23 protein-coding genes and 3 pseudogenes are annotated in these 21,779 nt (G+C 38.6%); 10 read left to right on the forward strand and 16 right to left on the reverse strand.

Features of this window, described 5'->3' with window-relative positions; genetic code table 11:
* Positions 1–186 precede the first annotated feature (186 nt).
* Complete coding sequence (locus JQX68_RS10410) at positions 187–867, forward strand: SOS response-associated peptidase (protein ID WP_134975462.1); 681 nt, start codon at positions 187–189, stop codon at positions 865–867.
* 499 nt (positions 868–1,366) lie between these two features.
* Here JQX68_RS10410 and oxdD read toward each other — a convergent pair whose 3' ends face one another.
* The 3 genes from oxdD to JQX68_RS10425 all read right to left on the reverse strand — a co-directional run bounded on the left by oxdD (position 1,367) and on the right by JQX68_RS10425 (position 4,074).
* Entirely contained in the window at positions 1,367–2,545 is a 1,179-nt protein-coding gene (gene oxdD, locus JQX68_RS10415) for an oxalate decarboxylase (protein WP_147771979.1), read from the reverse strand.
* A 122-nt stretch (positions 2,546–2,667) separates the two neighbouring features.
* Positions 2,668–3,150 (reverse strand): DUF4944 domain-containing protein, encoded by a 483-nt coding sequence (locus JQX68_RS10420; RefSeq protein WP_147771980.1) that lies wholly within the window; start codon positions 3,148–3,150, stop codon positions 2,668–2,670.
* 162 nt (positions 3,151–3,312) lie between these two features.
* Complete coding sequence (locus JQX68_RS10425) at positions 3,313–4,074, reverse strand: GNAT family N-acetyltransferase (RefSeq protein WP_147771981.1); 762 nt, start codon at positions 4,072–4,074, stop codon at positions 3,313–3,315.
* Between the two features lie 308 nt (positions 4,075–4,382).
* Here JQX68_RS10425 and JQX68_RS10430 point away from each other — a divergent pair, with 308 nt between their 5' ends.
* Positions 4,383–4,769 carry a hypothetical protein gene (locus JQX68_RS10430; protein ID WP_147771982.1) on the forward strand — a complete coding sequence of 129 codons (387 nt, stop codon included), beginning with the start codon at positions 4,383–4,385 and terminating at the stop codon, positions 4,767–4,769.
* Positions 4,770–5,157: 388 nt separating this feature from the next.
* Here JQX68_RS10430 and JQX68_RS10435 read toward each other — a convergent pair whose 3' ends face one another.
* Positions 5,158–5,652 carry a hypothetical protein gene (locus tag JQX68_RS10435; RefSeq protein WP_147771983.1) on the reverse strand — a complete coding sequence of 165 codons (495 nt, stop codon included), beginning with the start codon at positions 5,650–5,652 and terminating at the stop codon, positions 5,158–5,160.
* A gap of 85 nt (positions 5,653–5,737) precedes the next feature.
* The gene (locus JQX68_RS10440; protein ID WP_069149695.1) at positions 5,738–6,649 is read right to left on the reverse strand and encodes a VanW family protein; all 912 of its coding nucleotides are present in this window, start codon (positions 6,647–6,649) and stop codon (positions 5,738–5,740) included.
* 336 nt (positions 6,650–6,985) lie between these two features.
* On the opposite strand from JQX68_RS10440, the gene JQX68_RS10445 reads away from it, so the two are divergent.
* The 3 genes and pseudogenes from JQX68_RS10445 (at position 6,986) to JQX68_RS10455 (ending at position 8,638) form a co-directional block, all read left to right on the forward strand.
* Complete coding sequence (locus JQX68_RS10445; protein ID WP_147771984.1) at positions 6,986–7,468, forward strand: DUF2975 domain-containing protein; 483 nt, start codon at positions 6,986–6,988, stop codon at positions 7,466–7,468.
* Between the two features lie 10 nt (positions 7,469–7,478).
* Positions 7,479–7,735: pseudogene (locus tag JQX68_RS10450) on the forward strand (helix-turn-helix domain-containing protein).
* Between the two features lie 105 nt (positions 7,736–7,840).
* Positions 7,841–8,638 carry a DUF817 domain-containing protein gene (locus JQX68_RS10455; protein WP_147771985.1) on the forward strand — a complete coding sequence of 266 codons (798 nt, stop codon included), beginning with the start codon at positions 7,841–7,843 and terminating at the stop codon, positions 8,636–8,638.
* Positions 8,639–8,765: 127 nt separating this feature from the next.
* On the opposite strand, the gene JQX68_RS10460 is transcribed toward JQX68_RS10455, so the two are convergent.
* Positions 8,766–9,638: a LysR family transcriptional regulator gene (locus tag JQX68_RS10460; RefSeq protein ID WP_168780992.1), complete on the reverse strand. Its 873-nt coding sequence runs from the start codon at positions 9,636–9,638 to the stop codon at positions 8,766–8,768.
* A gap of 100 nt (positions 9,639–9,738) precedes the next feature.
* Between JQX68_RS10460 and JQX68_RS10465 the strand changes: the two genes are divergently transcribed.
* Positions 9,739–10,617 (forward strand): DMT family transporter, encoded by an 879-nt coding sequence (locus tag JQX68_RS10465; protein WP_148343729.1) that lies wholly within the window; start codon positions 9,739–9,741, stop codon positions 10,615–10,617.
* 165 nt (positions 10,618–10,782) lie between these two features.
* Here JQX68_RS10465 and JQX68_RS10470 read toward each other — a convergent pair whose 3' ends face one another.
* Positions 10,783–11,214: a hypothetical protein gene (locus JQX68_RS10470; RefSeq protein WP_172640281.1), complete on the reverse strand. Its 432-nt coding sequence runs from the start codon at positions 11,212–11,214 to the stop codon at positions 10,783–10,785.
* Positions 11,215–11,537: 323 nt separating this feature from the next.
* On the opposite strand from JQX68_RS10470, the pseudogene JQX68_RS10475 reads away from it, so the two are divergent.
* Positions 11,538–11,741, forward strand: a pseudogene (locus JQX68_RS10475) (hypothetical protein); the annotation flags it as partial.
* A gap of 194 nt (positions 11,742–11,935) precedes the next feature.
* Here JQX68_RS10475 and JQX68_RS10480 read toward each other — a convergent pair.
* Entirely contained in the window at positions 11,936–12,301 is a 366-nt protein-coding gene (locus JQX68_RS10480; RefSeq protein WP_041521357.1) for a DUF3221 domain-containing protein, read from the reverse strand.
* A gap of 414 nt (positions 12,302–12,715) precedes the next feature.
* Here JQX68_RS10480 and JQX68_RS10485 point away from each other — a divergent pair, with 414 nt between their 5' ends.
* Entirely contained in the window at positions 12,716–12,934 is a 219-nt protein-coding gene (locus tag JQX68_RS10485; RefSeq protein WP_240345571.1) for a hypothetical protein, read from the forward strand.
* 410 nt (positions 12,935–13,344) lie between these two features.
* Here the strand turns inward: JQX68_RS10485 and ppsA are convergent, their stop codons facing one another.
* Positions 13,345–15,945, reverse strand: a complete 2,601-nt coding sequence (gene ppsA / locus JQX68_RS10490) for a phosphoenolpyruvate synthase (RefSeq protein WP_205440288.1) — start codon at positions 15,943–15,945, stop codon at positions 13,345–13,347.
* Between the two features lie 333 nt (positions 15,946–16,278).
* Positions 16,279–16,833, reverse strand: coding sequence for an SMI1/KNR4 family protein (locus tag JQX68_RS10495; RefSeq protein WP_205440289.1), 555 nt, complete (start codon positions 16,831–16,833; stop codon positions 16,279–16,281).
* A 128-nt stretch (positions 16,834–16,961) separates the two neighbouring features.
* Between JQX68_RS10495 and JQX68_RS10500 the strand changes: the two genes are divergently transcribed.
* Positions 16,962–18,398: a flavin monoamine oxidase family protein gene (locus JQX68_RS10500; RefSeq protein WP_205440290.1), complete on the forward strand. Its 1,437-nt coding sequence runs from the start codon at positions 16,962–16,964 to the stop codon at positions 18,396–18,398.
* A gap of 604 nt (positions 18,399–19,002) precedes the next feature.
* On the opposite strand, the gene JQX68_RS21715 is transcribed toward JQX68_RS10500, so the two are convergent.
* Positions 19,003–19,317 (reverse strand): hypothetical protein, encoded by a 315-nt coding sequence (locus JQX68_RS21715; protein WP_240345572.1) that lies wholly within the window; start codon positions 19,315–19,317, stop codon positions 19,003–19,005.
* Between the two features lie 29 nt (positions 19,318–19,346).
* On the reverse strand, positions 19,347–19,427 hold the full coding sequence (locus JQX68_RS21720; protein WP_240345573.1) for a hypothetical protein: 81 nt from the start codon (positions 19,425–19,427) through the stop codon (positions 19,347–19,349).
* A 147-nt stretch (positions 19,428–19,574) separates the two neighbouring features.
* On the opposite strand from JQX68_RS21720, the pseudogene JQX68_RS21970 reads away from it, so the two are divergent.
* A pseudogene (locus tag JQX68_RS21970) lies at positions 19,575–19,667 on the forward strand (hypothetical protein); the annotation flags it as partial.
* Positions 19,668–19,739: 72 nt separating this feature from the next.
* On the opposite strand, the gene JQX68_RS10505 reads toward JQX68_RS21970, so the two are convergent.
* The 4 genes from JQX68_RS10505 to JQX68_RS10520 form a co-directional block, all read right to left on the reverse strand.
* The gene (locus JQX68_RS10505; RefSeq protein ID WP_240345541.1) at positions 19,740–20,141 is read right to left on the reverse strand and encodes a UPF0715 family protein; all 402 of its coding nucleotides are present in this window, start codon (positions 20,139–20,141) and stop codon (positions 19,740–19,742) included.
* 86 nt (positions 20,142–20,227) lie between these two features.
* The gene (locus JQX68_RS10510; protein ID WP_103032170.1) at positions 20,228–20,422 is read right to left on the reverse strand and encodes a hypothetical protein; all 195 of its coding nucleotides are present in this window, start codon (positions 20,420–20,422) and stop codon (positions 20,228–20,230) included.
* Positions 20,423–20,609: 187 nt separating this feature from the next.
* Positions 20,610–21,512, reverse strand: a complete 903-nt coding sequence (locus JQX68_RS10515) for a CPBP family intramembrane glutamic endopeptidase (RefSeq protein ID WP_205440291.1) — start codon at positions 21,510–21,512, stop codon at positions 20,610–20,612.
* Positions 21,497–21,667, reverse strand: a complete 171-nt coding sequence (locus JQX68_RS10520) for a hypothetical protein (RefSeq protein WP_169051583.1) — start codon at positions 21,665–21,667, stop codon at positions 21,497–21,499. Before JQX68_RS10520 ends, JQX68_RS10515 begins: the two co-directional genes overlap by 16 nt.
* Positions 21,668–21,779: the final 112 nt, after the last annotated feature.

A 21,779-nucleotide genomic window follows, 5' to 3' on the forward strand; every position in this document is an offset into this window, starting at 1 on the left:
TAAACGCGATTTTTAAACGATCCTTGGTCAAACCAAAAAGCATTATTTCTTTTTCACAATAACTTCTTAACTGTCTTTCTTATTATACCAGTTTATTGCAAGTAAAAAGAAATCATTGTCTGGTCCTGTATGAAATGAACGTTCGTCCCACACACTATTCAAAAACCCCTAAAAAGGATGATGGACATGTGCGGCAGGTTTACTTTATTCTCTGCATTTGATGATATTATTGACCAGTTTGACATCGATCAATTTTTTCCTAAAGATGAATACCAGCCGAGCTATAATATCGCACCATCACAAAACATTCTTGCGATCATCAATGATGGATCAAATAATCGCTTAGGCAAGCTTAGATGGGGACTTATTCCTCCTTGGGCAAAAGATGAAAAGATCGGTTATAAAATGATCAATGCTCGAGCCGAAACAATAACCGAGAAACCGGCTTTTCGAAGACCGCTTGTCAGCAAACGCTGCATCATCCCTGCCGACAGTTTTTATGAATGGAAACGGTTTGATTCCAAAACCAAAATCCCATTGCGGATCAAATTGAAATCATCTGCTCTTTTTGCGTTTGCTGGCTTATATGAAAAGTGGAACACACATCAAGGAGACCCTCTTTATACCTGCACCATCATAACAACTGAGCCTAATGAGCTCATGAAAGATATACACGACCGGATGCCGGTTATATTGGCCCGTGATTTTGAAAAGGAATGGCTAAATCCTCACAATACAAACCCTGAATATCTGCAAAGCTTGCTTGTGCCTTATGAAGCTGATGACATGGAAGCATACCGGGTTTCATCATTAGTAAACTCACCTAAAAATAATTCATCTGAGCTTCTTGATGTACAGAGTCTGTAGTGATTGCGCTCTATAGTAAGAACTTGCAAAATGGCTTTGTTCCTTAGGGCCAATCTATTTTTGTTTCAATGAATATTTAGTACACAGATCAATTAGTTATTATTTTTCAGTTTTAAATAATATCATTATGTAAACTTAATGTTAATCCAATAATGTAAAAAGAATTTACATCGCTTATAAAATTTCACTTTTCAATTTTGTCAGCAAAAAAACTGAACCACATTAAACTGATAAAACCTGCCGCACCTGTGATTGCAAATATGATATACGCCCATATAGGTAAATCCATATCCTTTCCTCCTAAGAATTAAATTTTTTTATCTTACATTAAGGTCTTCTTTCTTTGTCTATCCAGTGTAATACCTAAACAGTTTAAAGCTCATTACAATACGATTCAAGCAGAAAACCCCTACATAACGCATACATAGGGATTAAATAAAAACGCAGGCCAACACCTAGCTCTAGTCACTTTAAGACCACTGTGTGATCGGTTCAGTCTTTACGTGCCTGGATATTTTACAACAGGCACTTTCTTCTTACGCAGAGAATCAAGCATGACTGATCCAGCATTTAAGTTGCTTTGCACTAATTCTTTAGGGGTCAATGCCATCCATTGATTGAGTGACACATCTGCATAGCGGTCACTTTTGAACATTTCCAAAAACCATAAGGTTTCTGTACCAGTGTTTTGTATATAGTGTCCAGCATTAGAAGGCACGTATCCAACGTCACCTGCTCTATAGTCAAATGTGCGGGCAGTCCCATTCCCGATAAATACTGTCATGCGTCCCTGCCCTGTTAGATAATACTGCCACTCATCGCTATTAGGGTGCCAATGAAGCTCTCTCATCGCGCCAGGCTCAATCTGAACAAGTGCAGCGGCTATCGTTTTTGAAATCGGGAAGTTAGAAGAATCCACAATTCGTACGCTCCCCCCTGGCATTTGAATTGGGGGTTGATTTAGCAACTCGTGTTTAAAGGTCATGGGTACTTTTCCATATGGTGACTGAATGTCTTCACTTTCGACTGATCCCGGCACATTCCCTTGGTAGATATAGACTTGCTCTGAAGGAAGAGAGTTGAAAGCATTCTCCGGCACACCAAAATTCGCAGAGAGAACATCTTTTGGGGTGTGTGCAAGCCAATCAGAAATGGTTAACGTTGAAAACTCAGAAAAGTTTCCATCATCGAAAACGAGCAGAAATTCGCAGTGTTCTAATCCCTGTATGGAATGCGGAATTCCTGCCGGGAAGTACCAAAGGTCGCCGGGGCCAACATCAGCAATGAAATTTCGTCCGTCTTGGTCAACAGCGGTGATACGTGCCCGTCCCAAAAGCATATAAGCCCACTCCGCTTGCTTATGCCAATGAAGCTCGCGGACACCTCCCGCAGTTAAGCTCATGTTTACCCCTGCAATCGCAGTCGAAATCGGAAGCTGTCTGACGGTGATTTCTCTTGACCAGCCGCCATGATCTAATTTCATGGGAGCGTCTGAGAATGAAAATCTCAAGTTAGGAATCATACCTTCATCTGTAACAGGCGGAACAAGTATATTCGGATTTTGAATATCCCGCATCATATTTCGCGGACCTGCATCAATAGCTCCAGCTCCATCACTTCGAATAGGCTGCGGCACTTTTCTGTCTTCATGATTGATTGGTTGTTGTTCCAACAGCATGCACCTCGTTTTAGAAATGAACAAGATTTTATTCCAGCCTATGCAGAGTCTTAGATTGCTGTGTCTAGGAATCCGCAAATAAAAAAGTGACCACGAATGTGATCACAAATATATCAAATAAGCTATTTTTTATACCATGGCTTCTTATGTAATTTGATTTTTTCTGTCTGTTTTTTCTGGCCTGTCTTCCACTCCACTTTCACTAATACATCATGTCCTATCACTTCATCTTCAGGCATATAATCAAAGGTGGCGATATGGTCCTCCATACGTCCCCCACCTGGCATTTCTTCACCCGTGTATTCTGATAAGTCGTAATTTTCCCTGTCATCATACATTTTACCATCTATATATAAGGTGATTTTTTCTATGACGGTCCGCTTCTCGTCTTCCTTACTCCCCTGCCAATACAAATTCAGAAAGTAATTAGGTCCAATTGAAGTTTTGTCTGATTTTTCAAGGTTAGACATCCACAGTCCGCTTTTCCCGCTGCCCTCATATTTCACTTTGTTTCCTGACACCATTACAAATAATGCGATGGCGCAGATGATCAAGAATCCAGCAATGATCAATAGCCATTTCTTAAAGTTGTTCTTTTTTATCATGTTTTTCCCCACTTTCCTGATTCTTTAGTAGGAAAACATGATCAAAATGTTACTGAAAAGAAAATAAAAAACTTCGAATTTAAATTAAAGCTCTTTCAGAGACAAAATTTAAACGTATATCACGCCTTACATAGTTTTAGAATGGGCTTATATACTTAAAAATCAAGCTAACAAGAGTTTATTAAGTAACTTTTCAAATTTATTTACACTCATAATCTCATGAGTCACAAATCTCCCATCAAAAAAAACGCTAAAAGTTGTCCAAATAGCTGGTGACTTTTGTGCCTCTTCTTTTGAAGATAAATGAATTGACTGAAATTGAACCCCTTTCTTTTCAGTCAATTCCCGCAAATCATTTATCATGCCCACTGCAAACGGGCACTGAGCTGTATAGTATATGGTAATCCCCTTTTCATTGACGGAATCACTTTTCACCTGGTCCTTAAATGCAGGAGAAGCTGCAAGGCCATTCCAAGTTAAAGCCATTAATTGAAAATAAGGGTCAGCTTCATCTTGTAGAGTAAACCCCATATGCTCAAAGAAACGCTTATCACTTAAATAGGGACGTTTTTTCTTGCCTGCGATATGGATAATGCCATCCATGCCGCGGACTTTCGCATCTGCTATACATTTGTCCAACAATCGTTTCGCATGGCCGTTATTTTTATATGTGCCAGATACCCACAAACAATTAATATACATAAAATTAGGCGCATTGATAGGCACCCATGCCTCATTCGCAGGTAGATATTCAATAAAGACTTTTGCCCGTTCATGTAAGCGATAGAACACCAATCCTTCATCCATTCGAGCTTTGAGCCATCTCTTCTTTTCATGAACTGCATGCTCATATTGTTTCGCGCCTAATGCGCAGCAAATATGATTGTCTTCAATATTGTCCTTTGTGATTTCAATGTAGCGCATCTCCTCTTTTCTCCTCCTTTAACACAATTACTTGGAATTCAACTCATTTTACCCGTCCCAACTCAAATACTTTTTCTTATCTTCCATTATGCCAATTAATTAAAAAACCCTTCTTATATTAAGATTTTAACTTTATTCCTCTATCACCCATTTCAAATTGCAAGTGTGTTCATCTTCAAGGATTAGATGCACTCCTCTTGCTTTACGTAATGGAAAAAATAATACAAATATCGGGTATTATGCTATAAATATATAGTATAAGAAGTTTTTTATTTGAAGTAATATTTGTTACGTGACAGCAAAAGCAAATAACAGTTAAAGGAGGATTAAACTTAGCGGAAAAATGTTATTCTTGTTTAATTTGCGGATACAAAGGATTAATTCAAAATCCTTTGTATAAAGGAGAATATCAAAAAACGTTTGACATTTGTCCATGTTGCGGCTTTGAATTTGGCTACAGTGAGGATCATGATGTGAGATTAGGTTTTATTGTAACTCCTGATCATTTAATTGAGGCTGCATTTCAATTGTATCGCAAACAATGGATTGAGAGCGGGATGGAAATTGCTCATCCGGAAGATATTCCAGAAGAATTGAAAAATGGTGGTTGCTTAAAATTCGACGTTTTGCTGGAACAATTAAAAAACCTAAATCTTGACATAGAAAATTTTGAAGTGAACGGTTTTAATGATTAAGTGGGGTGTTTTTTGTTTTTCAAAGGGGTAACACTCTTTATCCACACATTTCAAGCTAAAATGAGCAGGAGTGATTCAACCGCTTGTACATTTCCATGCTTTCTTTATTCGTATTCAATGACCTTATGACAATCAACAAACATTCACTTCAATTGGAGCCTCTTCTGGTTCTTCACTATAGTGATAAATTGCAGTCACTTTGCAGTTGATTCATCTGTGATTGGCTTTCCAACTGTCATTTTTTTCTTTGGCAATGTACTGGCTTCATCATCAAACCCACATCATATTCGTATTCCTCTCCCCTTTCTCTGCGGTATGCTCAATGCTGGTTAATCTTATCTATCTAAGAGATATGACTATTCATATCGATGACTGACAAGTTTTTTGCCTAATTAACGCCATCCTCAGTGAATTTAAAGGTCTGTTTTAAATTTTTCCCTTCTTGTCCCTTTTGCGTCCAAATAATGACAACCTCTAATTCGGAGGCCTTATCTGCCAGCATAAGATGATTGAACTTCAGCGGTGAGCCATCGTTTAAACTTTTGGCTAACATTTTATGATCTTCTGGTTTGTCACAGTTTTCATCAGGGCATCCAAAAAGCGAAAACCGTGTGATTGAATCAGGATCATTTCTATACAATTGCACATCTACAGCAGCTGCTTTTTCTCCTACATTTTTGACTTCCAAGGAATATACTTGATATTCTCCTTTTTGAGATTCCGCAAATTCCTTTGCATTTTTTGCTTCACTTACTTTTACTGACCACTGGTCTGTTTTTTGTGTAATAGGCAACACCGTAAAAGTCAGAGCGTGCGCTTTTGATTGACAAAAAACAAATCCAACTATTATTACCGCACATACGGAAAAGAATACCCTTTTCATTTCATTTGTCCCTCCTTTCTTTTCACTGGCGATCCCTTAAAAAATTGAGCTCTCTTAAGCCATAGCCTTAACTACGGTTGTGTATTTACTGCTCAGCATTTATTTCTTTCGGTATCCGAGATGGAGCTTTTGGGATTTTTCTCAACTTGTTGTTGATCACATCAGAAGAGTATAGCGTAACAATCATACTTCCCCCATACCTTTTTGCCCGAATTAAGATTGGCTGGTTATATTGGTTTTGAAAACGAAAATCAGGGCCTCCCCAACTGACCGTAGCATCCCGTCCGGGTGGAACGTATGGCACGCTTCTAGTATGAGAATAGCGCTGAACAACCTGCAGCCCTGCCTGGTCGACTGCATTGAAAAGTGTTGAGGACACCTGGCAAATTCCGCCTCCTACACCTTCAGACAACTCCCCTTTTACAATAATGGGCGCACTTTTATACCCTTTGTTCCGAGTTCTCATGCCTACAACTTGGTTAAACGAAAACGTCTCATTAGGGAAAACAACGTGATTGTCAATGGCTTTTGCAGAAAGAGAAATATTGTGTGAGCGGCTTTTATTGCTTGAATTAAAATAAGTCACGTACTGACCAAGCCGCTGCGTACTGATGTGAGAAAGCAGCTCGCTGTCAACCTTCGGATAAATGTTCATTTCCGGCACTTCTACCTTGGAGGGGCCTTGGCCATAAAAATACGCATAAAACTTTTCCTTAAAAGCCTGTTGATACAGTTTGTAGCCAACCCTGCCCGGGACGATGCTTCCATGATCGTTAAGGACAGCGTTTATCGGCTCCCGGTACACTTTCTGATCAAGCTGTTTGATAAATTTACTGTATTTTTCATCGTCGACCATTGGAGTGCCGGGAAGAGGCATTGTAAAGTCTTCACGGTGAACAGTGGCAATTGTTCGTCCTTGCTGTGTAACCGTTAAGCTGTCATCCGGCCCACTCGGCTGAGCCAATAAAAAAAGACCAGTGATCAAAATTTGTATCATAAGCTGCTTTACCTCCCGATCATTAGTATGAACAGCAGCTTCTCCTTTGATGTATTTCTTCCCATCGTTTGTTTGAATCTTTAGATGTTCATAAAAGAGCTATCACTTTAATTGTTCACACCGATCCCTTGAGCCCACTGAAGTACACGGTTCATTCACTCGCCAAGTTTAAAATAGCAGAGCATCTCAGTGATGTGGGATGCTTTTTTGTCTTGCTCAAAAATGAAAAAGAATTTCCCATAACAACAACAAATTAGTCCTTTTCAATATTTTTTTATTGAGAAACGATAAATTTTTTGTTACATTCAAATAGACAACAAACAAATGAGGTGCGTTATGAATCGAATGTCAACACTCTTTTTAAAGATAGCTGTTATTTTTATTGGAATTCCAATTCTTGCTTTATGCATTTTTTTAGTGCCTAAGATAGCCAACTATTCAACAGAATTACTTCCAAATATCGTTTATATAAAATATCTCGTTTTCATCTATTTGTATGTAACGGCGATTCCTTTTTACTTTGCTCTTTATCAAGCGTTCAAACTTTTAAGCTATATTGACAAGAATAAAGCTTTCTCGGGATTGTCAGTAAGGGCTTTGAAGAATATAAAATACTGTGCGGTCACTATCAGTATCTTTTATGCAGCAGGTATGCCTGTCTTTTATCTGATAGCCGATATAGACGACGCCCCGGGTATCATAGTCATCGGATTGGTTATTATTTTTGCTTCAATGGTCATTGCGGTCTTTGCTGCTGTTCTGCAAAAACTATTAAAAGAAGCGATTGATATTAAATCAGAAAATGACTTAACGGTCTGAGGTGATGACTATGGCAATTATTATCAACATTGATGTGATGCTTGCTAAAAGAAAAATGAGCGTAACAGAGCTTTCGGAGAGAGTTGGCATCACCATGGCTAATCTTTCGATATTGAAAAACGGAAAAGCAAAGGCCATTCGATTATCAACTTTAGAAGCGATTTGCAAGGCTTTAGAATGTCAGCCCGGAGATATATTGGAATACCGAAGTGATGAAGACACAAAGGAGTCGTAAAAAGCAAATATGTGGCATCAACAGAAAAATAAAGTGATTGGCGGTGAGCCTATGGACTTAACCTTATATCCATCCAGCTCCTATACTAAGCGTCCCTTACATACACGAAGAATACTCCTTTGGAGGGCGCATATAACATGAGAGCTCTAAAACAAATCGTTCATTTCGGCTGGGAACAAGCGCTTTCATGTTTGTTTCCTGTCGTTATTTTTGCCTCTTTGGCTATCACACAAATGATCACACTACCCTTCTTGCCGCGGTACGACTGGCTCCTCATGATCTGCGTCCTCATGCAATTGTGGATGGTGCGTTCTGGTCTTGAAACTCGGGATGAATTAAAAGTGATCACATTGTTCCACCTTATCGGGCTTGCTCTGGAACTTTTTAAAGTCCATATGGGCTCTTGGTCTTATCCAGAAGAAGGATACTCCAAAATATTTGGAGTACCTTTGTATAGCGGCTTTATGTATGCAAGTGTAGCCAGTTATTTGTGCCAGGCATGGAGAAGGCTTAAGGTTGAATTGGTTAAGTGGCCGCCTTTTTTTGCGGTTGTTCCGCTTGCCGCTGCGATTTATTTGAATTTTTTCATCCATCATTTTTCGATTGATATTCGATGGTGGTTATCTGGACTTGTCCTCATTGTCTTTTGGCAAACATGGGTTACATACGAGGTGAATGGAGCTCGTTACCGTATGCCGCTCGCACTTTCTTTTGTACTCATCGGATTTTTTATATGGATAGCGGAAAATATCGCTACGTTTTTTGGGGCTTGGAAATATCCAAACCAAATCGAGACATGGAGTCTCGTACACCTCGGAAAGGTAAGTTCATGGCTCTTGCTGGTGATTGTTAGCTTTCTTATAGTAGCATCGTTAAAACAAGTTAAGGAGCAGAGTCCCACAAAGGCAGAGAGGGGTGAATCTTTTTTAGGTTAACAGTCTGCTGGCATACAAGACTCCAGCTAAAAAGAAAAGCAACGTTCAAATGTGTTGCTTTTCTTTTTTGTCACTCTGCCTGCGGGTATCCATCTTCTTCAAACTTCGTCGCACCACGAGAACTGATTCAGATTACGACTGCTTTCAACGACTTGACAAACTCATGCGCCGCCGGCGTTATCTCTTCAAATGAATGTGCGATGACGCCGATATCGCGTGTGATCCTAGGAAAAATGTCCTTTTTACTTAATTGATGCGGGACGGATGAAAGTGTAAAGTTTGAAATAATGCCTATGCCCAAGTTGTTTTTGACCATATTAATCAAGGTTTCGGCATTTTGCACAGTCAAGTTTTCCTTTAATTCGATGTTGTATTGCGAAAATGCGTTTGACATCGCGATTTCATGACCGCCTTTACAGAAAATGAGGTCATCTTGATATGTTTCAAGGTTGACATGCTTTTCCTGTTTTAATTCATCACGCTGCGGCGGGATGACGGCCACCATATAGTCGTTACACAATAGCTGATTTTCAAATGGTTCAAATGGAGATGCTGCGATTCCAATATCAACCGTCCGATCCTCAACCCATCCTTTTATTTGGTCAGAGGTCCCCTCGATCAATTCGATGCGGATCAACGGGTAGTTTGATCTGAATGCCGCAATCGCCTGGGGCATGATATTTGTTGAAACTGCAGGAAATGAACCAATTTTCACCTTCCCGTTTAACAGCTTGTTTTCCCGGTTGGCTATTTGATATATTTTGCTTTCAATTCCCTTCATTTGCCTCGCCAGCAGCAAAATTTCTTTTCCGACGTCAGTCAGCATTAAACCATGATGTTTATCCCTGATCAATAATTTGAGCTGCAGCGAGCTCTCCAGGTTTTTTATCGCTTTGCTTACCGCCGGCTGAGAGATGAACAATTCTTTTGCCGCTTCTGTAATATTCAATTTCTCCCCGACTTTTACAAATATGTGAAGATGGTTCATGTTCATAACCATTTGGTTATACCTCCGATAATAAAAATGTATTTCAGTTATATACAAATGTAACATATGATAGAAACCAGCACGATATTTAAACAAGAAAGGCGGCTTCATCATGGTAAAAGTCATGCTGGGAATCTTATCTGTCACATTTATTTGGGGTTATACTTGGGTTGCAATGAAAGTAGGAATTCATGACATCCCCCCGCTTTTATTTTCGGCTTTGCGCCTGTTCATCGGAGCGGTTCCATTATTTCTCATTCTCTTCATTCAAAGAAAAAAGCTTTCAATTCAAAAAGAACATCTCAAAAGCTATATCATCATGAGCCTGCTGATGGGGCTGGGTTATATGGGGATCTTAACGTATGGAATGCAGTTTGTCGATTCAGGAAAAACCTCTGTTTTGGTCTATACGATGCCCATATTTGTTACGGTGCTCAGCCATTTTACATTAAATGAGAAAATGAATGCGTATAAAACGATCGGACTGATATGCGGTTTCTTCGGACTGTTATTTATATTTGGAAAGGAAATACTTGCTATCGATCAAAGCGCTTTATTTGGAGAGCTGTGCGTCCTTGCGGCAGCGCTTAGCTGGGGAATCGCGAATGTGTTCAGTAAGCTACAATTCAAGCATATCGATGTTATTCATATGAATGCCTGGCAACTTATGATGGGGGCCGTCATGTTATTGGTGTTTTCCTTTATATTTGAGCCGGTCCCTTCAGCCGAGTGGACATATCAGGCGGTATGGTCATTGCTGTTTAATGGCTTGCTTTCCACCGGCTTTACCTTTGTCGTATGGTTTTGGGTGCTCAATCAAATCGAAGCGTCAAAAGCATCCATGGCATTAATGTTTGTTCCCGTATTGGCCCTATTTTTTGGATGGCTGCAATTGCACGAACAGATCACCATCAACATTATCCTCGGCGCACTGCTGATATGCTGCGGCATCTTTATGAATACATTTACATTTTCACGACGAAAAGTGTGAATGGATAGAGGATACGCTTTCTTTACGATTTGTGCCTCGTGTGACAGGAGACGGCTGTCTTTTAAAATCCTGCCGTCAGCCTATTAAACAATAAAAAAAGCTAATATCTGCATGTGAGACATTAGCTTTTTTTATTGGCGTTTAGGTTGCCAAAATTCTTTTTTATTACCATTCCGGCTGATTAAACTGAAAACCGTATAGACCTTTTACTTTAACATCTCCGCAATCTGGATCTTTTGTTAAAATCAAATAATGAGTCTTATAAGGCATCGCCTCAACTCGATCAGTTGCACTAAAATCATAATGATCCCCTGAGAAGTTTTTTTCACTAACGGTTATCTCGTATCCAGACAAAGTCATTCGCATGATTCTTGCGTTAATTGTACATCCTTCAGTATCGAAAATGGTGAATCTGTATCCAAAGTAAGACGTCCAATGGTTTGGATTTAAATCATCAGATTTCATAAACCATTTTTCATTTTCTGTCATTGTAAAGCTCACTTTCTCCTCATCTTTCACTATAACTGCCGAAGCTTCCCTTATATGAATAGTCAAAGCCAAAAGAAATGTGAAAGCTAGCATCAACATCTTTTTCAAAAGAGTTCCTCCCGATATCTTTTTACTTCAATATATTGGAAGGATCTTTTCTGATCAAGACCGCCTTCTTCAAATGAATCTTTAGCACCATTAAATGAGCCTTAAAGAGAACAGTTTTCATCCGAATCTATTTCCTTTTTAAGAGCCAGTGAAGCTTTTATATTTAATTTGATATGTCATCTGAAGTCTTTCCTGATGTTAAAATCTGAAACTTTAAAGGGGTTTGTTACACTAACTGTCATGGGAAACATTTTGGAAAAATATTATTTTTATATCTGCTTTTGCGAGGTTAATTAGAAGGCAATACAAAATCATTTGAATTAGGAGCCGGAAGTTACGGGACACGAAATGACATTGCTATCGTTTGGCCGCCTAACAGAGCTCCTATTGTTTTGGCAATCCTATTAAAGCGGTTTACGAAAGATGCAAATTATGATAATGCTCTTATCGCTGAGGCAGCTAAAGTCGTCCTTAACGTTCTCAAATTAAAGCACAATATTGCGAATTGCTTTATCCTTTTGCCATAAAGGAAAAAAGACATTACTTTTGTCAACCTCGCCGTTCATTTTTAATGAACGGTTTTTTCATATTCTCACTAATACCTCTTTTTTTAAGTATCTTAAAACACTACAAACACGAATCGTTAACATGAATGGCAAGTTTTCATTTATGAAACCAAGTAAAGATTGAACAGACCATCAGAGGTTATCTATATGAGAATTCAATTATTTTTTTGTAATAATTTATATTGCTGTATCGTTGCACTTGGTGGATTTGACTCTTTTCGTGTATGGAACCACACTTTTACTTTTTCACCTCTTTTGAGATCAGCTGTGCTATCAATCTCACTTAATCCCACTATGACTATCTTATTTTTAAACTTGTTCATCAGTTGTTCTTCCGAAAGATTATAATCTTCTTTCGCTAGGGCTTCCGTATCAGTAATGAGAATGGCCCTATTATTGTCTTTAAACCCGACATAGCCGACTAGGCTCTGCATCATTGTTTCGTCTCCGTTTTGTTCATTTTTATTGCAGCCAGCAAGGAAAATCATGAGCACTATCAAGCTTACTCCGATTTTAGGCACCTTTCTCCCTCCTCTTTAAACCTCTTTTGATCTTTAAAATAAACAACAGGATCACCCAACCCATCTACTTCTTTTTGCAATTCATAACAGCAGCATACGCCATTCTCCAATTCCTCAAACTTCTTTTTGTTCTTTCTCAAATGTTTATATGTGGTTGCCTTCGACATTATCCCCTTACTCTTTTACGCTTTTAAACTTGAAGGCTCCTTCTTTGTGGAGTCCAGCATAAATATACTTATCATTACTGTCGTTTACATCACGACTCCCATTAAAATCAAAATTTTCACATTTTATGATCCATTATTCACTTCTAAAACGACTTCCAATCGTTACATAATATATGTATTAATTGTAAAAGGAGTTGGTATAATTGAACATTAAGAAATCTTATTGGGTTCTGTTTTATCCTTTGGCATGCTAATATCCGCGGTTCCCGCATTGGCTGCTGAAAATTCGCCTGAAGTTGCAGTAAAAAATGAAGAATATGATTATGACACTATATACCGCATTAGTCCTCGGCCAATGAACTTCCAGCCGACAATAGAATATAACGGTTATACTTATACGCTTACACGCCATTATTTTGATTACTCAATCGGGTTTTACACGGCTATTTATACAAAAGTTGTTTAAACTTATAAAGGAGCTTTTTAGCTCCTTTTTCTCTTGTTTTAAGCAAGGTGTTTCTTTCTATGTAGTCTTCTATCAAATACAATATCAACCTCTCTGGTTCTCTTCTTTTCCGGATCTCAATATTCTCAATATAATACGATTGATTCACTGTTGTTCAATTTCCTTTAAAGCCGTTCTTTATTTTCGACACGAACAAAAAGTAAGCTCAGTTTAAATGCTGATAATAAAAAAATTCACTTTAAAAAGTTGTCGCCCGCAAAATCGGCTTTCTCACACTACACCGATTTAAAATAAAAAGCCGGATCTCCTCTAAGAGGTTCCGGCTTTTCTTGGTACAAATGCTATTCCATCAGCTTACAGCTTCTGAGAACATGGAAAAATATCTGATGGCTCGTTACACTCATCAGCCATTATCGTATTTCAATGTAGCCTTCTGTACCATGAACGCGAATCTGTTGCCCATCTTTTATCAGTTGCGTAGCATTTTCAACGCCAACAACTGCAGGCAAGCCATATTCGCGCGCTATAACAGCTCCATGGGTCATCAGTCCACCAACTTCGGTGACCAGGCCTTTTATGGATACAAACAATGGTGTCCAGCTTGGATCAGTAAAGGAGGTGACTAATATATCTCCATCTTCTAGATCTGCATCTTCCATGTTTAAGATGACACGTGCTCGCCCCTCTATCACTCCCGAGGAAACAGGGAGACCTGCAATTGCTCCGGCTGGGAGATTCTCTCGCTTGTATTCGCCTGTAATGATCTCACCATCAGACGTGATAACACGTGGTGGAGAAAGTTTTTCATATAATGTGTACTCGTCTTTTCGTTTGCTGATGATTTGATCATCAAGTTTATTTGTGCGTACGACTTCGTGAAGTTCTTCAAAAGTAAGATAGTATATATCTTCTTTTTCATGAATAACGCCCATTTCTACGAGTTTTTCGGCTTCTTTCAGTAAAGCCTGCTTATAAACAAAATAGCGATTAACCATTCCGTATTTTGGATATTCCCTGAACCCGCTGAAATTCCGGATGATGTCGATCATCCGTTTGGTTTCTTTGGCTTTTTGTTCACCATCGGGCAATTGCTTTAAGCGATCTAATAACTCTTGTTCTTTCTTTAAAGCCTCCTCTCGACCTTGCTCAAATTTCCGCTGGCCGGCATTAGGCTCAAAATTTTTGATATTATTAAGAATCATCGGGACAAGTGTAGTTGGTTTTTCGCTCCATCGAGTTCTTGTAATATCAATCTCTCCGGCACATCGCATTCCGTATTTGTTCAGATAAGCATAGATCGCGTCTTGAATTTCCTGTCCATTTTCAAACTTAACCAGCTCATCCAAAAAGTGATCATCTTTGACATCTTGTAAATAAGCAATTACCTCTGGATAAGGACGAATCACATCTGCGACGTCCAATAGCGCAAGACCCATTTCTGACGTAATATTATGGGGTACAGATTGAGAAAGCGTATCTGCTGCGTTTTTTTCCTCTAACCACTCGTTCATTTTTTCGTTAATCCATAATGAAGCATTCATAGCAGTTCGAATCACAACCGAACTTTTTGGGTTAAATAAAATCTTCTTTAATTCCTGGATATCTTCCAGAATAAAACGAAATAAATCTGATCCTGATTTCGTTTGGATGTTTTGTTTTAACTCTTCTATTGATGTTTGACTGCTCTCAATCAAATCTGACACGATTGTCGGATCGTTTTCAACTTGAGCTGGCATATCTGCATTGCCTCTGCTGGGATTTGGTGCTGTTTTATCATTTGGTACCGATTTTATGAAATCTCGTCGCTTTATTAGAGTCATAAGTGCGTCTTTTAAGAGCTGATCGTGCTGTCCCATGCCTTTTAAGAAAACTTCTCTGCTGTCAGAGGATGCCAGTTGATGTGTGACATTAACAAATAGCCTTCCACCGGCTTTACGCATGGGTGCAGCGGTCGTCAACAGAAAAAAAGACAATCCCAGTGGTTTTATGGGATCCGTCATCATTTGTTGATGACCTACAGAAATATAGACGTGATTTTCTTGGTCACTCGCTTCAGGGATGGGGAATAAAGTAGTGATTGGACGACTCTGTACAATATAAAAAGTATCTCGGGCCAAACACCATTCGATATCTTGCGGCTGGCCGAAATGAGCTTCGATCTGTCTTCCGATGCGTGCAAGCTGTAAAATTTGTTCATCAGTCAGCGTTTGAGCCTTTTGCTGATCAGGCTCGATTTGCTGTGTTTCTGTTCCGCCTTCTTTCCGTCCATAGATAGCTATTTTTTTAGTTGCTATTCTCTTATCGACGATTTGCCCATCCTGTACTTTATAACAATCGGCAGATACCAAGCCGGAGACCAGAGCTTCACCAAGTCCAAAGCCGGCATCGATGGATAACACCTTTCGGTTAGAGGTAATCGGATCAGCGGTAAATAAAATCCCCGAAGCCTGAGGGAAAACCATCCTTTGAACGATAACGGATAAATAGACTTGGCTGTGGTCGAATCCATTTTGCATGCGGTAGATTACCGCTCGATCCGTAAATAGGGAAGCCCAGCATTTGCTGATATGCTGCAAGATTGCATCGACGCCGATAATATTTAAGTAGGTATCTTGTTGACCGGCAAAAGAGGCATGTGGTAAATCTTCAGCAGTCGCACTTGAACGCACGGCATAGGCATGTTCCTCACCGAACTGGGAGAGATAGTGAGCCACTGCTTTCACAACATCGGAAGGAATATCTACTTCCATAATGATTTGCCGAATCTTCCGGCTGATGTTACCAATTTGATCTCGGTCATCAACTTTTAGCATGGCCAATTGATCCAACATCGCATGTAACGTTTCGTTTTGTTCAATGGCTTTTTGGAATCCTCTTGTTGTAACACAAAATCCTTCTGGTGCTTGTATTCCTTGAATTTTTAATAATTCTCCTAAATTTATTCCTTTTCCTCCAACGAGCGAATGCTGTGTTTTTTCAATTTCGTGTAAACCGAGCACGAAAGAACTCATTCTACATCTCCCCTTCAAAAAAAATATTGACAAGAGCTTCCCAGTAGGATATAATAAAATTATAAGATGGATAACTATGGCTTTTTAACTAGGAAGCGCACGTAGTGTGATTATATCACCGTGTCTGTTTTTGTGCAATATAAAAAGAACCTGGGCAATTTCACCAGGTTCTTTCTTAATTTCCGCAACTATTAGCCACATAAAAAACTTGGTTCAAACTTTGTTCGTTTAGTCCCCATTCATAAATTAGACTTATTTTTTGTGTAAGAAACTTCGAGTCATAAGTCCCTATTCATTAAACTTTATCAGCCAAAGACTGTCTTATACATAGTGCTATCGTGTTTTATAATAATTTTCTGCGGTATAGTAGCGCCATTCCCAAAAAGTTGCCCCATTGGATTCTATATACCGATCTAGAAATATCTCAAAATTTAAATTTAATGGTGTATATTCCCCTATTCCTAATATGAAAAGATAGTTGGGATCCCCTTTATCCAATTTATCTTTGTCGATCATCAAATGGCATCCTTCTAATAAATGACCAATTGGAATACCATTGATGCCTTCAAACAAATCCTCATATTTTAGTTCCTCTTCAATCTCTTTAAGGCTAAATAAATAAAGTCCTCCGCCTATATTCTCCCCATCAGAAAGAATTTCAAAAATTTTCGCACCATTATGCAGTGTAATAAACTTCTGATAATCATCTGGAAGGGTAAGCTGGTGTTTCGCCTCAAAGCTTTGAATGTCATTCAGGGTTGCTTTGTCCTGTGAAAATGTAACAAGGAACTCCATAATAACTCCTTCAGAACAAAACAATTGAATGGCTCCTTTTTCATCTAAGAGACTTTTCAAACCGTTTACTGTCTTATGAACAAAGTTAGTCAAATACATCACCCCTTTATTTCCTTTTAACAATTATCCTTCAACTTCCAAAAAATGTGAACAGATCCGTGTTAGACGCTCTTTTCAGTGAATACAATGCAATAAATCCTAAAAAGAGGTGCCTCCCAAAAGTGAATTTTCTAAAGAATGATGACATGGTGAAGATCATTCGAAATGGCCTTAGTGCAACGCAGCACCCAAAGCATATTCTTGTTGTAGGAGCTGGATTGTCCGGGCTTGTATCAGCATCATTGCTGAAAAATGCCGGTCACAGAGTAACGATTCTCGAAGCGAGCGGCAGAGCGGGCGGCCGTGTCTGCACTTTGAGATCTCCCTTTAGTGGTGATTTGTATTTTAACGTTGGCCCGATGCGCATACCGAATAACCATTTGTTAACCTTAGAATATATCAAAAAATTCAAATTGCCAACAAATGTATTTATCAACAGAACCCCTCTGGACATCATTTATGCCAATGGAATCAAGACACGTCTCCACATGTTTGAACGAGCTCCTGGAATACTGGGGTACCCAGTCGCATCACATGAACAAGGGAAAACGTCTGAAGAGCTGATGCTTTCTGTACTGCAGCCTATTCTAAATTTCATCATTCAAAATCCAGCGAGAAATTGGCGGATTGTCGAAGAACAATACAAAAATGATTCGTTAAGCTCTTTTTTGAATAGGTATTTTTCCTATGGCGTGATCGATATGATTGGTGTACTTTTGGATATGGAAGCGTATATGGGGATGTCCCTTGTTGAAGTATTGCGGGAATCCATCTTTTTTTCATCACCCGCTCACTTCTATGAGATAACAGGCGGCATGGATCTGCTTCCACACGCGTTTCTTCCCCAATTAAAAACAAACATTCTATACCATCAAAAAATGATGAAAATATCTCAGGATGAAAATCGTGTTACGATCCATTGCCAGCATCAACAATCGGCAGAATTTGCATCGTTTACAGCTGATCTCGCTATTGTAACCATTCCTTTTTCAACTTTGCGATTTGTAAAAGTCGAACCATACCATTCTTTCTCGTACTATAAACGGAGGGCCATCCGTGAGTTAAACTATATCAGTGCAACAAAAATCGGAATAGAGTTTAAAAGCCGATTTTGGGAAAAAGCCGGGCAGCGCGGCGGCAAATCTATTACTGATTTACCGATTCGTTTTTCGTATTATCCAAGCAGAAATATTGGAGCAAATGGACATGCTGTCATTCTGGCCAGCTATACATGGGCAGATGAGGCGCTGATATGGGACAGTCTTTCAGAAGGAGAGCGTATCCGGTATACTTTACTGGATTTATCTAAAATCTATGGTGATATTGTATGGTCTGAATTTGTATCAGGCGCTTCTTTCAGCTGGAGCCAGCACCCCTATTCTGCGGGGGGATTTACAGCTTTCGAACCAGGACAAGAATTAGAGCTGTATCCCTATATTCCTGTCCCTGAGGGCAAAATTCATTTCGCCGGAGAACACGCCTCACTCACCCATGCGTGGATGCAGGGCGCAATTGAATCTGGAATACGCGTTGCTGATGGGGTCAATCGCTTACCTTAGATCATGCTCATCTTCTGACTAAAGGGCAAGCAATTCTGAATTAGTAATAATTAATTAAGCACTCATTAGTCATTTTTCGCTTTAATTTTTTCGATTATTTTTGTGAAAGGTAATTAAAATCACTGTTTTGAATGTTGTTAAGATGTATGTTTTTATTTATCATTTGTGCATAAAGGTGCAATCAAATGCACTATAGGTGTCATATCAAAAGGGAAATCAAAGTTCAGGAACTCAGAAGCTGAATTATATACCTGTTCTTTAATAAAAAATTGGCAATCTGGTTTCATGTTTAACAGACCATCTATAAAAGAAAAGGTATCAGCTGTAAAGTTTTCAAGATATCTTTCTTCAGTGAATGCAATTACTTGAATATAATTTGAGGAACCCTCATTTTTATTTTCATCCTCTATACCAATTAACACTGGATTATCAGACAGCTCTCCTTTTCTTTTTGAATCAACGATTAAGATATAGCCGTAAATGTTTGAAGTTTCTTTTTGTATAACCTGAAAAAACTCGACTTCACTTGTTCTAAGAAGTCTGTAAAATTTTTAACATGATTATTTTCTTACTGTTTTCCATGGTCACACTAAACAAAAAGCAGTCAATTAGACTGCCCATTCGTGTTTTCTTCTTTTAGCTTTTTGTTTAGTGTGAACCCAATTAAGACATTGACAATAGCTGCTGGAAGATACAAAACTCCTGCACCTATTATTCCTAATGCAGTACTTGAAGTCACTATAAATGTCTGCATTTCTGTGTTTCTTGACTTCAAGCAAAGTAATACTAGGAGGCCAGCTAAAACCCCCATAAGCCGTGCAATACCCGGAATAAAGAAATCTGTCAGGGCTCCAAATAATTGCCCTATAATTGATAGCATAATCCCAAAAAAGCTGGATAATAAAACTAATTTTTTAATGGTGTCTTCCCCCTTTTTTAAAGCCGCTTCTATTCAACATACCCAAACCTTTTCTGATATAGGTCTTCAAGTATAGCAGCCCATTCAATCCAACCTTGTCCGTCCTCAATCCACTCTAGTCAAAACACATGGAACGACTCTTACGTCTTATTTCCATCACCTAACAAGTGAAGACATAATAATTTTGTAATCCTCATTGCTAATCGAAGGAAATTTGCTATTCTTGAATATGTTGAATAAATTATGTAGGTAATCTTTTGGAAGAGAAATTTGAAACAAACGGGTACGATACTTAAATTGTTTGTGATTACACTCTGTTCAAAAGCTCTATAGTCAAAACGATTAACCTTTTCATTCCCTCTCCTCCCTTCACCTAATTATATAATATTTTGGTAATTTAGAAGTTGGTAATATAACTTAGATTACTTAGCTGCTATTTTTTCCTTGTTTTGCAGAAAAACTGAGTCCCATACCCAAAAGATTAGAGCAAATGAAATGCCAAATAAGTAAATTTCGTATCCCATTAGAAAACCTATGGTTGCCTTTGGGTCAGTAGTTACAGCAAAGATTAACCACACTAAGAAGGAAAAGAATATGTATATGAGTAAATATTTCAAGCTAAACCTTTTTGGATTGCGATTCAAAAAATATTGAACAGGTGCAGCAAAGATTAAATAGAAGATAAAGAGAATAACACTTATTAAGAAGTATGGAATATAGCCATCGTAATCACTTCCCCAAACATAAACAACAGCAGCTGTTAATGCAGACAAGACATGAACAATAAAAATCTTTAAAACTTGCATATTTAGTACCCCTTTCATGTTAGAACCTTCTTCAATATTGTTCAGCTCCCCCTTAATACTACTTTAAAATCTAGGTTTTATTTGATTAATCTGAAAATCCCACTTTATTTTCTTTTAACAACGACTTCAATTTCATCACCTTCAATAAGTTCAAAGCTACCTGGCACATTATTTTCCGTTAATATATCAATTCCGGTTAATAACTCACCTGCATCTTGAATAACGCCATTTTCATCTTTTAGACACCACAATTCATTACTTAATAACACCACTGTACCCTTAAACCGAAATTGTTTCATAATTATTTCTCCTTATCAAAATAATTTTAAAAAGTATTTTGTTGATATATGTACATCTTACCTTATATATACAACCGAGCATACATCTGGGTCTATCCTGTTTAAACTGCTAGTCACGTTCAGTTCATTTTCACCAGGTTAATCTGTTGCCTAATTTTAAGTGTAAAACTGCTGATTTATTCAGAAATTAAACATCGTGGTCGTCTTTCTTATTCTTCCGCCATTGAATAGTATTTCGGCGAGTTATTGCAAAAGGTATTAATAGTAGAGTCCCGACAATAAGCAACATAAAAAAGACCACAAACAGCACTCCTGTTCCCGGAACAATTTCTTCGTAGGTAATAAAACGCTCCTCCCCCTGCAGGACGAAGAACCGAGAATTTTCGAGAAAAGCTAGATGAAAAGCGATAGACGTCCACAAACTGCCTGTTACAATACGCAGAAGTTGAAGAATGAATCCAAAACACAACAATAAAATGATGTAATCTAATGTGATAGCAGATGATTCAATTCCAGCTATATATTGCAAGCCAATTACAGTTATTGGAGCAAGCACAAACAGGATCGGCTGTAAGAGCAAGGCCGTGAAACAGTTACATCGCTTATTTAGAGCATAGTACACCGTCCCGCGAAAAGCTAATTCCTCTGGAAAAGCTTCATAAAAGAAAGCGATAATCATATTTAAGAGCAATGCTGTCACTAAATGGACAGAGACGTGAAATTGCGTAACTTTGATCCAGCCTAATAAATGGGCGATAGCGAAACCAGACCCGGATAATACAATCACATACATTGCCCCTATCAAGGCCTTCGGAATGGCTTGCCGCCACCCAGGCAGTCCTATAGCGTCAAATGGTCTACTAGATATCCGTTTAAGAAGAATGTAGAGTAACGGGACAGTAATTAATGTGACTAAACCTGCTTGGATACCTTGCTGCAAAAGCTTAGAAGCTCCTGCTTGACTAACCATTGAACCGACTAAAGTAGCTATAAACAAAGCAAATACGAACGTTCCCCAACTGAGCAAGACGGTTCCAAACCATTTACGATGATTGTCTTGTTTTCCGCTTTTGGTCAAATGAATTTGCATTTGAATACCCCTTTCACATCATTCATGCTAAGCACTATTTTCCCTACTGTCCCTATACGTTCTAAAGCTGTATTTTCTCTAATCCCCCTACTTTTATTTTCATTAAAAAATGTTGTTTTATTGAGTTCTCCATAAAAAAAACGCTCTGCTTTCATGCTACAGATGCGCTTCTAAGTTCTTCGAGTATATTCGGCGTCAGCTAAACCATTCTTTCGCTTCGCAATAAAGTGAGAGGGATACGCGGTCAATCACTATTGATTCTGATAA

Origin of the sequence: Bacillus sp. LJBS06 (genome assembly GCF_016924995.1) — a bacterium.
Lineage (GTDB): Bacteria > Bacillota > Bacilli > Bacillales > Bacillaceae > Bacillus > Bacillus stercoris.

Excerpts from the sequence above, each read along its gene's own strand:
- JQX68_RS10410 (WP_134975462.1), top strand. The coding sequence starts at position 187 with ATGTGCGGCAGGTTTACTTTATTCTCTGCATTTGATGATATTATTGAC.
- oxdD (WP_147771979.1), bottom strand. The coding sequence starts at position 2,545 with ATGCTGTTGGAACAACAACCAATCAATCATGAAGACAGAAAAGTGCCG.
- JQX68_RS10420 (WP_147771980.1), bottom strand. The coding sequence starts at position 3,150 with ATGATAAAAAAGAACAACTTTAAGAAATGGCTATTGATCATTGCTGGA.
- JQX68_RS10425 (WP_147771981.1), bottom strand. The coding sequence starts at position 4,074 with ATGCGCTACATTGAAATCACAAAGGACAATATTGAAGACAATCATATT.
- JQX68_RS10435 (WP_147771983.1), bottom strand. The coding sequence starts at position 5,652 with ATGAAAAGGGTATTCTTTTCCGTATGTGCGGTAATAATAGTTGGATTT.
- JQX68_RS10440 (WP_069149695.1), bottom strand. The coding sequence starts at position 6,649 with ATGATACAAATTTTGATCACTGGTCTTTTTTTATTGGCTCAGCCGAGT.
- JQX68_RS10445 (WP_147771984.1), top strand. The coding sequence starts at position 6,986 with ATGAATCGAATGTCAACACTCTTTTTAAAGATAGCTGTTATTTTTATT.
- JQX68_RS10455 (WP_147771985.1), top strand. The coding sequence starts at position 7,841 with ATGAGAGCTCTAAAACAAATCGTTCATTTCGGCTGGGAACAAGCGCTT.
- JQX68_RS10460 (WP_168780992.1), bottom strand. The coding sequence starts at position 9,638 with ATGGTTATGAACATGAACCATCTTCACATATTTGTAAAAGTCGGGGAG.
- JQX68_RS10465 (WP_148343729.1), top strand. The coding sequence starts at position 9,739 with ATGGTAAAAGTCATGCTGGGAATCTTATCTGTCACATTTATTTGGGGT.
- JQX68_RS10485 (WP_240345571.1), top strand. The coding sequence starts at position 12,716 with ATGCTAATATCCGCGGTTCCCGCATTGGCTGCTGAAAATTCGCCTGAA.
- ppsA (WP_205440288.1), bottom strand. The coding sequence starts at position 15,945 with ATGAGTTCTTTCGTGCTCGGTTTACACGAAATTGAAAAAACACAGCAT.
- JQX68_RS10505 (WP_240345541.1), bottom strand. The coding sequence starts at position 20,141 with ATGAAAGGGGTACTAAATATGCAAGTTTTAAAGATTTTTATTGTTCAT.
- JQX68_RS10510 (WP_103032170.1), bottom strand. The coding sequence starts at position 20,422 with ATGAAACAATTTCGGTTTAAGGGTACAGTGGTGTTATTAAGTAATGAA.
- JQX68_RS10515 (WP_205440291.1), bottom strand. The coding sequence starts at position 21,512 with ATGCAAATTCATTTGACCAAAAGCGGAAAACAAGACAATCATCGTAAA.
- JQX68_RS10520 (WP_169051583.1), bottom strand. The coding sequence starts at position 21,667 with ATGAAAGCAGAGCGTTTTTTTTATGGAGAACTCAATAAAACAACATTT.